Origin of the sequence: Aeromonas eucrenophila (genome assembly GCF_000819865.1) — a bacterium.
GTDB lineage: Bacteria > Pseudomonadota > Gammaproteobacteria > Enterobacterales > Aeromonadaceae > Aeromonas > Aeromonas eucrenophila.
The window spans coordinates 45,047-57,139 of record NZ_CDDF01000006.1 but is presented as its reverse complement, the minus strand read 5'-3'; the positions used below and the strand labels follow the sequence as shown (position 1 = coordinate 57,139).

The following is a 12,093-nucleotide window of genomic DNA, read 5'->3' as shown; positions in this document are numbered from 1 at the left end:
TTATGCGTAACCTCGATTTTTCTCATCTCTCTTCCAATGCCGTCGGCTTCGAGCGGATGGCCCGTGAGCTGGAAGGCCTGTTTGAACACAAGACATCGGCCTATCCCCCTTACAACATCGAAAAGCTGGAGCAAGATGGCTACCGCATCACCCTGGCGGTGGCGGGCTTCGAGCGTGAAGAGCTGGAGCTGGAGACCGAAAACGGCACCCTCAAGGTGAAGGGCCGCAAGACACCCGCTACCGGGGAGCGTCGCTTCCTCCATCAGGGCATAGCCGAGCGTGACTTCGAGCTCGCCTTCAAGCTGAGCCAGCATGTCGAGGTACGAGGCGCCAGACTGGAACACGGTCTGCTGATCATCGACCTGGCCCGCGAGCTGCCCGAAGCGCTCAAGCCCCGCGCCATTCCCATCGGTCAGGCGGAGCAGCTGGCGCTGCCGAGCTAAGCCCTTAGATCGAAAAGGCCTGCAATCGCAGGCCTTTTTTATTTTCTGGCACCGGGCTTCAGCCGCCGGCGTAGAGGCGATTGATCTCCTCGGCCAGGATGGCGACACCGCGGCGCACCAGCTCCTCGCTCTGGGAGTAGTTGAGGCGGATGCACTCCTGGCTGTGGCGCCACTCGGGGTCATCGATGCCGGGGAAGAAGTAGTGGCCCGGCACTATCAGCAGGTTCTTCTCCTTCAACCGCTCATAGAGTGTCTGGCTGTGGATCGGCAAGTCTTCGAACCAGAGCCAGAGGAAGAGGGCGCCTTCCGGCTTGTGGATATGGAAGCGGGGATCCGGGATCGCCTCACGTAGCAGCTTCACCGCCAGCTCGGCCTTCTGCTTGTAGAAAGGCTTCACCACCTGTTCGCTCAGGGCGATGATCTCGCCGCTCTCTATCATGGGGATGGTGATGGCGGGCCCCAGGCTGCCCGGCGCCAGGTTGATGATGCCGCTCAGGTTGGTGATGGCCTGGATGATCTTCTCATCGGCGATGACGATGCCACAGCGGGTGCCCGGCAGGCCGAGCTTGGAGAGGCTCATGCAGAGGATGGTGTTGGCATTCCAGAACGGCTTGGCTTCGCTGAAGATGATGCCGGGGAAGGGCACCCCGTAGGCGTTGTCGATCAGCAGCGGAATGCCCTTGTCGCGAGCGATCTGATCCAGATGCTCTACTTCCTCATCGGTCAGCACGTTGCCGGTCGGGTTGGTCGGGCGGGAGACGCAAATTACCCCGATGTCATCACCCACCTGCAGGCTCTCGAAATCCACATGGTACTTGAACTGGCCATCGGCCAGCTTCTCTATGGTGGGCTTGTAGGCCACGAAGTAATCGTCGGCGAGGGCCGAGTCGGCATAGCCGATGTATTCGGGAGCCAGGGGGAAGAGCACCTTCTTCTTGCGGCCATCGGCAAACTCGCCGGCCAGCAGGTTGAACAGATAGAAGAAGGCATTCTGGCTGCCGTTGGTCAGGGCGATGTTGCGAGCGGATATGTCCCAGCCGAGTTCCTTGCTGAGCAGGGCGGCCAGTGCCTTGGTGAACCTGTCCTTGCCTTGCGGGCCGTCATAGTTGGCCATGGCTTTGACCAGTTCACCGTTATCGAGCAGGCTCTGCGCCTCGGCCTGGAAGCGTTCCAGCATGGCGGGGATGGGGGCCGGGTTGCCGCCCCCCAGCATGATGGCGTCCGGATTGAGCAGCCCCTGATTGAGGTCATCCATGAGTTGGGTAATGCCGGCGTGGCGAGTGAACTTCTCGCCGAACAAGGAAAATTCCATTCGGTGGCGGATCCAGATTGAGTAACGGGGATGTAGCACCATAGCTCAGTTCAAAAGCGGGTGTCGATCAAAAAAACCGGACGTTTCACGTGGAACAGGGCTGGCTACCCAGGGATTTGAGAATGCCTAATCCGAAATGGATATCTCTCACCCCTCATATCTGAATGATGATTAATTTAAATAAAATCATCGGCTTATAAAAACGGTGAGTTGAACCTGCTGCCAGGCGTTGGATGGCAAGGGGGGGGAAGCATACTGCTGGCGGCTATTTGCCCCGCGCGCCCAGGTAGCGCAAGGGGGTCTGCCCTGTGTGTTGTTTGAAGAAGCTGATGAAGGCGCTGTCGCTGGAGAACTCCAGTTGGCCGGCTACCTGGCCGATGGGGGTCTGCTCGGCCAGCAATTCCATGGCGCGCAGCAATCGCCACTGCTGGCGCCAGGCTTGATAGCTCATGCCGGTGTCCCGCAGGAAGATGCGGCCAATGGTCTTGTCGCTGGCACCTACCCGCTCGGCCAGCCGGTTGAGCCGATCGGGCAGGGCGCCGTCTCGGGTCACCTCCTGCAACCAGGTGTCCAGCCGCGGATCGGCGGGCAGCGGCAGTTGCCAGGATTCCTGCGGTGCCTCTGCCAGCTCCTCCATGAAGAGTGCCAGCAGCCGGCTCTGCTCCTGTCTCGGTTTGTCCCAGGGCCAGAATGCCATCCGCTCGATGATCTCCCGCAACAGGGGATTGACCGCGATCACCTGCACCTCGGTCGGCAATTCGGCCTGCGGTCTGAAGTAGAGAGAGCGGTAGGCGACCACCCCGCGCATCAACACCCGATGGGGCGTGCCCGCCGGCAGCCAGGCCGCCCGGCTCGGTGGCAACAGACAGATCCTGTGCGCCAGCTCTATGCTCATGCAGCCCGCCTGGGCGAACAGCAACTGGTGACGGCCATGCCGGTGCAAGCCAGAGTCATGCCAGCCGAGATCGGAGGCGATGCCGCTGATGTCGCCAGCCAGCTGATCGGGATCGAAAGGGTGATCGGGAAGAATAAAGGCCATCTGTCTGATTATTGATGTTTATAGTCCTGCTTATTGTAATCAGACATGCTGTTTCTCACTAGACTGGCCGCCTTGATTGAGGAGGTTTGTCATGAACAACAAGTCGCCACCGCTCTGGCTGGTGGTTGGATTGATGATGTTCCCGCAGATAGTGGAGACCATCTATAGCCCCGCACTGACCCAGATCGCCACGGCGTTCCGGGTGAGCGAAGGGCTGGCGTCCCAGACCCTGTCGGTCTATTTTCTGGCGTTTGCGGTGGGCGTGGTCTGCTGGGGGCGGCTGTGCGATCTGATCGGACGGCGTCCGGCCATGCTGGCCGGTCTGCTGACCTACGGGCTCGGCACCCTGCTGGCGCTGCTGGCTACCGAATTTGAAACTCTGCTGGTCGCGCGGGTCATCTCGGCCTTCGGTGCCGCCGTGGGATCCGTCGTAACCCAGACCATGCTGCGCGACAGCTACCAGGGTAGCGATTTGGCCAAGGTCTTCTCGGTGATGGGGGTGGCATTGTCTCTCAGCCCGGTGATGGGCTTGATGAGCGGTGGCCTGCTGGTCGGGCGCTTTGGCCATCTCGGTGTGTTCGGCGCCTTGCTGATGCTGGCCCTTGGACTGTTGCTGATCGCCGGTTGGCGGTTGCCGGAAACCCGTCCAGAAACTACTACTCGGATTGCCTTGTGGCCGCTGGCGCGCCGGATGGCGCGGGATGCCGGGCTCTGGCACAGCGCCCTGCTGGTCGCCCTGTTCAACACCATGCTGTTTGGCTACTACAGCCTGGCCCCCTTCCTATTCGCCTCGCTCGGCTTGAGCATCAACGAGTTTGGTTACTCCGGCATGGGGCTGGCTCTGGCGACGCTTGCCGGCAGCCTGCTGAACAAGCGCCTGCTGAGAAAGGGTTGGCAGCCGTCATCCCTTATCCGCTTGGCCGCTGGCCTGGCGCTGGGTTCAGGTGGGGTTCTGTGGGCGACGCAAGGCTCGCTCTGGTTCCTGCTGCCCATGATGGGAATAGTGGTGGCCTTTGGTATCGCCATCCCCAACGTGCTGAGTCAGGCCTTGCTGGCCTATCGAGAGGTGGCGGGCAGTGCCGGTGCCCTGTTCGGTCTGGCCTACTACCTGCTGCTCAGCCAGGGGTTGGCGCTGGCAGCCGCCTTGCAGGATCTGGGATTGCTGCTTATCGGCTGCGGCTTGCTGGCCGTGTTGTGCAGCTGGCGTCGTTCCACGTGAAACATCAACTGCCGATGAAGCGGTAGCCGATGCCGGATTCAGTTTCGATCAGGCTGGGCTGATGGGGATGATGCTGCTGGCCAGCTTCTTCTTGCTGAAACATCAGCTGCCGATAAAGCGGTAGCCGATGCCGGATTCTGTCTCGATCAGGCTGGGCTGTTGGGGATTGTCGGCCAGCTTCTTGCGCAGGCTGGCGATGACGATGCGCAGGTAGTGGGTGTCTTCCTTGTGACTCGGTCCCCAGATGTCGTTGAGCAGCTGGGTCTGCATCACCAGCTTGCCGGGGTGGCACACCAGCGCCTGCAGCAGGGCGAACTCCTTGCGGGACAGGGGGATCTCCTCTCCGTGCAGGCTCACCTTGTGGCTGCTGGTATCCAGACTCAGGCCGCACTGGGGGAAGTGGCGGCACTCGCCGCTGCTGGCCCCGGCCCGCTGCCGCAGCAGCACGCGGATCCGCGCCATCATCTCGCCGATGCCGAACGGCTTGCTCATGTAGTCGTTGGCGCCGGCATCCAGCAACCGCACCTTCTCCTGCTCCGAATCCCGCGCCGACAGCACCAGCACCGGGTGCTGATGATGCTCCCTGATGGCTTGCAGGATCTGGATGCCGTCTCCGTCCGGCAGCCCCAGATCCAGGATCACCAGGTCGGGGTTGAGGTGGCGATACTGGGCCAGGCCGTCATTGACGCCGACCGCCTCGCTGACCTGGTGCCCCTCGGCGGTCAGGCTGATGCGCAGGAAGCGGCGGATGGCCGTCTCATCGTCGATGACCAATATGTGCGCCATTACACCTCCGGTGAATTGAGGGCGAGCGGCAGGGAGATGCGCATGCAGGTACCGTTGCCGTTGGGGCCGGAAAATGCCCAGATGCGGCCGCCGTGGGCCTCTATCATAGCGCGAGAAATGGCGAGGCCAAGCCCGGTGCCGCGGCTGCCGCCATCGCCGACCGGCTGGGTGTAGAACAGATTGAAGATCTTGTCCCTGTCCGCGGTGGCGATGCCGACCCCGATGTCGATGATGTCGATGATGAGATCCGGGGTGGCCAGCATCACCTTGAACTCGATGGGGGTGCCGGCCGGCGAGTAGCGGGAGGCGTTGTCGAGTATGTTGACCAGCACCTGCTCGATCAGGGCGCCGTGCACGTAGAGCTGGGGGATCTGCTGATCGAAGTGAATGAGCAGCTTGTGCTGGCGCCAGGAGGAGTCCAGCCGCTTGCGGGCACTCTCCACCAGATCCGCCAGATCGACCCAGTCCCGTTTTAGCTGGAAGTCCGGTGAGCCGATGCGGGTCATGTCCAGCAGGTTCTGCACATAGCTGTGCAGGCGGCGCGCCTCGTCCTGCACCGAATGCAGCAGCTCGTCGCGATCCTCCGGGCTTATCCGATCACCGTATTCCAGCAGGGTGCTGCCGGCCCCTATGATGGTGGCCAGCGGTGTCTTCAGATCGTGCGACACCGAGGAGAGCAGGGCGGCGCGCAGCCGGTCGGTTTCGGCCTGCAGCTGGCTGTCGGCCAGCCGCTCGTTGAGATCGATCCGGGCAAGGGCGGCGCGGATATCGGTGAGCAGCGCCTGCAACTGATGCTCGGCGGAGGAGGCGAGCGGATTGGCCAACCTGATGCCCAGCACCAGCTCGTCGGTGAGGTGGTGATACTGGGCCTCGGCCGCGTTGAGGGTCGCGGTGTGGGCCCCGGCGCTCAGCTTCTGGGCCAGACACCAGTCGATGGCCGCCTTGTCGGTCTGGCCCGGCGGCTTCTGCTCGTCTCCCGCCCGGTACTGGTAATCCTCATCGAGGGCGAACACGGGTTGGCCCAGTGCCAGCGAGATGGCCTGAGTGCCTTGCCTGAGCACCTCGACCGGGCTGCTGGCGGTGGCCAGCCCCTGGCTCAGCGATAGCAGGGCATTGCCGAGCTGCTGGGTCTCGCGCAGGCCCACCAGTTGCTGGCGCTGGCGGGAGGCGAGCCGCCCGGCCGCCATGCCGACGATGAGCAGCACGAACAGGTTGAGCAGATCGCTGTGACTGGCCACGCTCAGGGAGAAGTGGGGGGCGGTGAACAACAGGTTGTGGGCGACGAAGCCCAGCACCGCCGCCAGGATAGCCGGCACCAGGCTGGTGGAGAGCGCCGTGGCCAGCACCCCCAGCACGAACAGCAATGGCATTGAGGCCGGGGGCAACCAGTGGGAGAGACCCCAGGCGGTGGCCGAGGTGATGCCCATGATCAGCAGGGCCAGCAGGCTCTGTCGAATATCCTTGGGATCCGAGGGATGCAGCCCCAGGCTCGGTCTGCGTTTCTCGGTGTCGACCAGGGTGATCTCGAGTCCCCGCGCCTGTTTCAGCAGATGCTGCACCAAGGAGCGGCGCCAGGGCGCCTTGTGGGGTTTGCCGAGCAGCAGTTGCGACACCTGCTGCTGTTCGGCTGTCTCCAGCAGGGTATCGGCGACCGCCGGGCTGGAGAGGGTCAGCACCTTGGCCCCCAGCTGGGAGGCCAGTGCCAGCGCCTGCTCCAGCTCGGCCGTGCGGCGCCCCTTGCTGTCCACGTGGACCACCAGCCAGGGCAGCTGACGGCGCTGGGCGAAGCGGTGACCGTAGCGCACCAGGGACGAGCCGTGCTGATCACCTAGGCAGACCATCAGCTTGCCCCGCAGCGGCTGGGTGGTCTTGCCCGCCGCCTGCCACTGCAGTTGCAGATCCCCCTCCACGTGGCTGGCGGCCGTCTGCATCGCCAGCTCGCGCAGGGCGGTCAGGTTGTTGAGGGAGAAGAAGGATTGCAGGGCGGCCTTGGCCTGATGGGGCACATAGACCTTGCCCTCCTTGAGCCGGCCGAGCAGCTCCTTGGGGGGCAGGTCTATCAGTATGATGCTGTCCGCTTCCAGCAGCACCTGATCCGGCAGTGTCTCCTTGACCCTGACCCCAGTCAGTTGCCACACCAGATCGTTGAGGCTCTCCAGGTGCTGCACGTTGAGGGTGGAGTAGACGTCGATGCCGGCACCGAGCAACTCCTCCACATCCTGCCAGCGCTTCTCGTGACGGCTGCCCGGGGCGTTGCTGTGGGCCAGCTCATCCACCACGGCGATGGCGGGTTTGCGTGCGAGCAAGCCATCCAGATCCATCTCCTCCAGCCGTTGCTGGCGGTGGAGATGGATCTTGCGCGGCTGGATGGCGAGCTTGTCGAGCAGGGCCAGGGTCTCCTGGCGCCCGTGGGTCTCCACCACCCCGATCAGGATATCGACCCCTTCCCTTGCCTGTTCCCGCACCGCCTGCAGCATGGCGTAGGTCTTGCCGACGCCGGGCGCGGCGCCGAGAAAGACCTTCAGCTTGCCCTTGTGTTCCTGCTCCAGGCTCGCCAGCAAGGCGTCGGCCCGTACCTCATCACGCATCATTATCCTTATCGAGCAACTGCAGGCTCGGCTCGAAAACGGGGATCGCCGGCAATGTCGTACCCTTGCCGGCTGAGCCAGCCAGAACCCTCATCATGCATCCTTGTCCTTATCTAGCCAGAGATTCAGCTGGAGAATGTTGACCACCCGGGGGCCAAGGATACCAGCTTGCGCCCCGGACTGAACCCGCTCCGTCAAGGCGGCGGGATCCAGCCCACGCTGTTTGGCGATGCGCTCCACCTGGGCCTGTACGGCATCCAGCGGCAGATGAGGATCCAGGCCGGAGGCGGAGCGGGTCAGCAGGGTTGGCGAGGGGTCACCGCCCTGCACTTTGGCTTCTGCCTTGGCGAACTCGGCCCGCAGCGGTGAGCTCATGCCCAGATTGGATGCGCCACCGCCTAGGGTGGCGAAGTCGCTGGCGGAGGGGCGGGAGTGGAAGTACTCGGCTCGCTCGAATTTTTGCGCCAGCAGGGCACTGCCGATCAGCTGTTGTTTGCCGTTGGTCAGCTGGCTGCCGTTGGCCTGCCAGGGGAACATCAGCTGGGCCAGCCCGGTCACCGCCAGCGGGTAGCCGACGCCCAGCAGCAGGGTCAGGGTCAGCAGGGTTCTGATTGCTATCATGATTTTCTTGCTCCAAACAGATTGATGGGGTGCAGGCCAGGCTTGCACCCCGCTATGTCGTCGTTACACCAGCCCCAGGCCGATGATGATCAGGTCGATCAGCTTGATGCTGATTAATGGGGGGCACCAGCAGGCCATGGATGTCCTCGCTTCCACAACCTGCATCGCGTCCCCTTACACCAGACCCAGGCCCGTGATGACCAAGTCGATCAGCTTGATGCCGATGAAAGGCACCAGCAGACCACCGACGCCGTAGATCAGCAGGTTGCGGCGCAGCAGGCTGGCGGCGGATCCCTTCAGGCTGACCCCGCGCAGGGCCAGCGGCACCAGCGCCACTATGATCAGGGCGTTGAAGATGATGGCCGACAGAATGGCGCTCTGCGGGCTGCCCAGCTGCATCAGGTTCAGCGCACCCAGCTGCGGATAGGCGGCGATGAACAGGGCCGGCAGTATGGCAAAGTACTTGGCCACGTCGTTGGCGATGGAGAAGGTGGTCAACGCCCCGCGGGTCACCAGCAACTGCTTGCCCACCAGCACCACGTCCAGCAGCTTGGTGGGGTTGGAGTCCAGATCCACCAGGTTGCCCGCCTCCTTGGCGGCCTGGGTCCCTTCGTTCATGGCCAGACCCACGTCGGCCTGGGCCAGCGCCGGCGCGTCGTTGGCACCATCGCCGCACATGGCGACCAGGCGGCCATCGGCCTGCTCCTGGCGGATGTAGGCCAGCTTCTTCTCCGGGGTGGCTTCGGCGATGAAGTCATCCACCCCGGCCTCGGCGGCGATGGCGGCGGCGGTCAGCGGGTTGTCTCCGGTGATCATCACTGTCCGTATCCCCATGTGGCGCAGGATCTGGAAGCGGGCCTTGATGCCGGGTTTGATGATGTCCTTGAGGAACACCACCCCCAACAACTGCTCCTGGGTGCAGACCAGCAGCGGGGTGCCGCCCTGGCGGGCGATGTGGTCGACCGCCTTCAGGACCGGCTCCGGCACCGATTTGCGCTCGAGGGAGAGGTAGTTGAGCACAGCATCCACAGCCCCCTTGCGATATTGATGACCGTTGCGATCCAGTCCGCTCAACCGGGTCTCGGCGCTGAACGGGATCAACTTGTCACTCTCCAGTTGGCTCGGCTTGGCCATGCTCTTGCCGGCCAGGGTCAGGATGGACTTGCCTTCCGGTGTATTGTCACCGAGGGAGGCCAGCATGGCCGCCTGGGCCAGCAGGGCGGGATCCACACCGGGGGCCGGGATCAGCTCGTCGGCCATGCGATTGCCGAAGGTGATGGTGCCGGTCTTGTCCAGCAGCAGGGTGCGCACGTCACCGGCGGCTTCCACCGCACGACCCGACTTGGCGATCACGTTCAGCTTCACCAGCCGGTCCATGCCGGCGATGCCGATGGCGGAGAGCAGGCCGCCTATGGTGGTCGGGATCAGGGTGATGAACAGGGCGAGCAGGTAGAGCCTCGGCACCTGGGTACCGTTGTAGTCGAGGAACCAGGGCAGGGTGGCGACCACCAGCAGGAAGATCAGGGTCAGCCCCACCAGCAGGGCATCGAGTGCCATCTCGTTCGGGGTCTTCTGGCGCTTGGCCCCTTCCACCAGCGCAATCATCCGATCCAGCGTGCTTTCCCCCGGATTGTTGCTGACCTTTACCCAGATCTCGTCGGAGACCACTGTGGTGTTGCCGGTCACGCCGCTGCGGTCGGTGCCGGATTCGCGGATGACGGGGGCGGATTCGCCGGTGATGGCGGCCTCGTTGACCGAGGCGATGCCGGCCACCACTTCACCGTCGGCCGGGATCATCTCGCCGCTGCGCACCAGCACCAGATCTCCCTTGAGCAGGCTGGTGGCGGGCACCCACTCCCCATGTCCATCGCGAGGATCGCTGACCTTGCGGGCCCTGAGCTGGCTCATGCCGGCCTTCAGGCTGTCGGCCCTCGCCTTGCCGCGCCCTTCGGCCAGGGTCTCGGCGAAGTTGGCAAACCAGAGGGTCAGCCAGAGCCAGGCGGTCAGCTGCCAGGCCAGGCTGGGGGCCACTCCCGACAGGGGTTGGCCCAGCAGGGACTCGACGGTCGCCATCACGGCGGCCAGCCAGAGGGTGAACAGGATGGGGCTGCCAAACAGTGCCTTTGGGTTGAAGCGATAGATCGCCTCGACCATGGCTTGCACGATTTGTGAGCGCTGTTTCTTGCCCTTCACCTTGTTGGTGCGGGCTGTCATGGAGATGGACTTGCTCATTGGATTGCTCCCTGTATCAGGCTCAGATGTTCGGCCACCGGTCCCAGTGCCAGCAGTGGCAGGAAGGAGAGGCCGCCAATCAGCAGTACTGTGATGATCAGCAAGGTAATAAACAGTGGCCCCCGGATCGGGAAGTCACCTTCACCCGTCTCCTGGCGCGGGGCGCGGGCGAGCTGGCCGGCGATGGCCAGCACAGGGATGATGTAACCGAAGCGGCCGAGCAGCATGGCCAGGCCGATGGCGATGCACTGCCAGCTATCGGCGGCGGCAAAGCCGGCGAAGGCGGAGCCGTTGTTGCCGGCAGCTGAGGCGTAGGCATAGATCAGCCGTGACAGGCCGTGGGGGCCGTCGTGACCGATGACGGTGGCGGCATCCGGCATCAGCAGGGTCACGCCACCGATCACCAATACCCCGACCGGCATCACCAGCATGCTGGCGACTACCCACTTCATCTCGGTGATGCCGAGGCGCTTGCCCAGATAGGTCGGGGTGCGACCCACCATCAGGCCACACAGGAACACGGTCAGCAGCACGAACAGCATCATGCCGTAGATACCGGCACCCACGCCGCCAAACACCACTTCACCGAGCAGCATGTTGATCATGCCGACCATGCTGGCGAGGGGAGCAAAGCTGTCGTGCATGGCGTTGACCGAGCCGTTGGAGGCGGCCGTGGTCGCCACTTCCCAGATGCTGGAGAGCACTGGGCCGAAGCGGCTCTCCTTGCCTTCCCAGTTGCCCATCTGAGTGGTGAGGTGAGCGAGGGCGGGATCCGGCTTCATCTCTTGGGAGAGGGAGAGGCAGAGCCCCAGCCCCAGCATGATGGTCATGGCGATGAGGATGGCGCGACCGTGGCCGCTGTCCTTCACGTAGCGGCCCAGGGTGCAGACCATGGCGGCGGCTATGGTGAGCAGGGCGACCATTTCCAGCCAGTTGGAGAGGGCGGTCGGGTTCTCGAACGGGTGGGCCGAGTTGATGCCGAAGAAGCCGCCGCCGTTGGAGCCGAGCTGCTTGATGGCGATCTGGGACGCGGCAGGGCCGAGCGGCAGCAGCTGTTCCTGACCTTCCAGGCTGTGGAACGGCAGATAGGCCGACAGCGTCTGGGGCACGCCCTGCCACACCAGCAGCAGCGCCATGATCAGCGCCATCGGCAGCAGCACGTAGAGGCAGAAGCGCACCAGATCCTGCCAGAAGTTGCCAATATGGGTGGTCTGCTGGCGGGCTATGCCGCGGAACAGCGCCACGGCCACGGCGGCGCCTGTGCCGGCGGAGACGAAGTTCTGGGTGGTGAGCCCCACCATCTGGCTGAAGTAGGAGAGGCTGGCCTCACCGGAATAGGCTTGCCAGTTGGTATTGGTCATGAAGCTGACCGCGGTGTTGAAGGCCATTTGCCAGCTCAGGCCGGGCAGTTGCTGCGGGTTGAGGGGCAGCAGGCCTTGCGCCATCAGGATCAGGAACAGCAGGCCGAAGCCGGCGCCGTTGAAGGCCAGCAGGCTGAGGGCGTAGGACTTCCAGTCCTGCTCCCGGCCATCGGTGCCGCAACAGGCCATAGTCGCTCGCTCGATGGGGGATAGCCAGCGGCTCTGCCCCTCGAACACCTTGTACATGTAGTTGCCGAGCAGGGGTGCCGGCAGCAGGACCAGCAGCACGAAGGCCGCCGGATAAATCATTTCTTGCCACATATCGGATCCCTCACTCGTCACTGCGTGTCAATGCACGCATCAGATAGCCCAGCAGGGCGAGGACCAGCAGCAGATAGAGCCAATTCATATAAATTCCCTTGGTGTAATTGACTGCACAAGGGTATGTAAAACCGGCGTAAAGGCGCCATAAAGCCCCCTTTGACGGGCGTA

8 protein-coding genes and 1 pseudogene are annotated in these 12,093 nt (G+C 63.6%); 2 read left to right on the top strand and 7 right to left on the bottom strand.

The features are described 5' to 3' along the window. The first annotated feature begins 2 nt into the window (after positions 1-2). A complete protein-coding gene (locus tag BN1124_RS08765; protein ID WP_042641083.1) occupies positions 3-443 on the top strand; it encodes an Hsp20 family protein in 441 nt (146 codons plus the stop codon). 58 nt (positions 444-501) lie between these two features. Here the strand turns inward: BN1124_RS08765 and BN1124_RS08760 are convergent, their stop codons facing one another. Beyond that, positions 502-1,755: a valine--pyruvate transaminase gene (locus BN1124_RS08760; RefSeq protein WP_042641081.1), complete on the bottom strand. Its 1,254-nt coding sequence runs from the start codon at positions 1,753-1,755 to the stop codon at positions 502-504. Between the two features lie 194 nt (positions 1,756-1,949). Next, positions 1,950-2,794: pseudogene (locus tag BN1124_RS08755) on the bottom strand (AraC family transcriptional regulator). 91 nt (positions 2,795-2,885) lie between these two features. On the opposite strand from BN1124_RS08755, the gene BN1124_RS08750 reads away from it, so the two are divergent. Beyond that, a complete protein-coding gene (locus BN1124_RS08750; protein ID WP_042641076.1) occupies positions 2,886-4,013 on the top strand; it encodes a multidrug effflux MFS transporter in 1,128 nt (375 codons plus the stop codon). A 102-nt stretch (positions 4,014-4,115) separates the two neighbouring features. On the opposite strand, the gene BN1124_RS08745 is transcribed toward BN1124_RS08750, so the two are convergent. From BN1124_RS08745 to kdpA, 5 genes are all read right to left on the bottom strand, one after another. Next, a complete protein-coding gene (locus BN1124_RS08745; protein WP_042641074.1) occupies positions 4,116-4,799 on the bottom strand; it encodes a response regulator in 684 nt (227 codons plus the stop codon). Beyond that, positions 4,799-7,387, bottom strand: coding sequence for a sensor histidine kinase (locus BN1124_RS08740; protein ID WP_042641073.1), 2,589 nt, complete (start codon positions 7,385-7,387; stop codon positions 4,799-4,801). Before BN1124_RS08740 ends, BN1124_RS08745 begins: the two co-directional genes overlap by 1 nt. Before the next feature lie 93 nt (positions 7,388-7,480). After that, the gene (locus BN1124_RS08735; protein ID WP_042641070.1) at positions 7,481-8,008 is read right to left on the bottom strand and encodes a potassium-transporting ATPase subunit C; all 528 of its coding nucleotides are present in this window, start codon (positions 8,006-8,008) and stop codon (positions 7,481-7,483) included. A 174-nt stretch (positions 8,009-8,182) separates the two neighbouring features. Next, on the bottom strand, positions 8,183-10,240 hold the full coding sequence (gene kdpB / locus BN1124_RS08730; RefSeq protein ID WP_052445582.1) for a potassium-transporting ATPase subunit KdpB: 2,058 nt from the start codon (positions 10,238-10,240) through the stop codon (positions 8,183-8,185). Next, positions 10,237-11,922, bottom strand: a complete 1,686-nt coding sequence (gene kdpA, locus BN1124_RS08725) for a potassium-transporting ATPase subunit KdpA (protein WP_042641068.1) — start codon at positions 11,920-11,922, stop codon at positions 10,237-10,239. The genes kdpB and kdpA overlap by 4 nt, the downstream gene beginning before the upstream one ends. Between the last annotated feature and the right edge of the window lie 171 nt (positions 11,923-12,093).

Bases quoted from the DNA above. Each gene is read 5' to 3' on its own strand.
- BN1124_RS08740 (WP_042641073.1), bottom strand. From the start codon at position 7,387: ATGCGTGATGAGGTACGGGCCGACGCCTTGCTGGCGAGCCTGGAGCAG.
- BN1124_RS08735 (WP_042641070.1), bottom strand. From the start codon at position 8,008: ATGATAGCAATCAGAACCCTGCTGACCCTGACCCTGCTGCTGGGCGTC.
- kdpA (WP_042641068.1), bottom strand. From the start codon at position 11,922: ATGTGGCAAGAAATGATTTATCCGGCGGCCTTCGTGCTGCTGGTCCTG.
- BN1124_RS08750 (WP_042641076.1), top strand. From the start codon at position 2,886: ATGAACAACAAGTCGCCACCGCTCTGGCTGGTGGTTGGATTGATGATG.
- kdpB (WP_052445582.1), bottom strand. From the start codon at position 10,240: ATGAGCAAGTCCATCTCCATGACAGCCCGCACCAACAAGGTGAAGGGC.
- BN1124_RS08745 (WP_042641074.1), bottom strand. From the start codon at position 4,799: ATGGCGCACATATTGGTCATCGACGATGAGACGGCCATCCGCCGCTTC.
- BN1124_RS08765 (WP_042641083.1), top strand. From the start codon at position 3: ATGCGTAACCTCGATTTTTCTCATCTCTCTTCCAATGCCGTCGGCTTC.
- BN1124_RS08760 (WP_042641081.1), bottom strand. From the start codon at position 1,755: ATGGAATTTTCCTTGTTCGGCGAGAAGTTCACTCGCCACGCCGGCATT.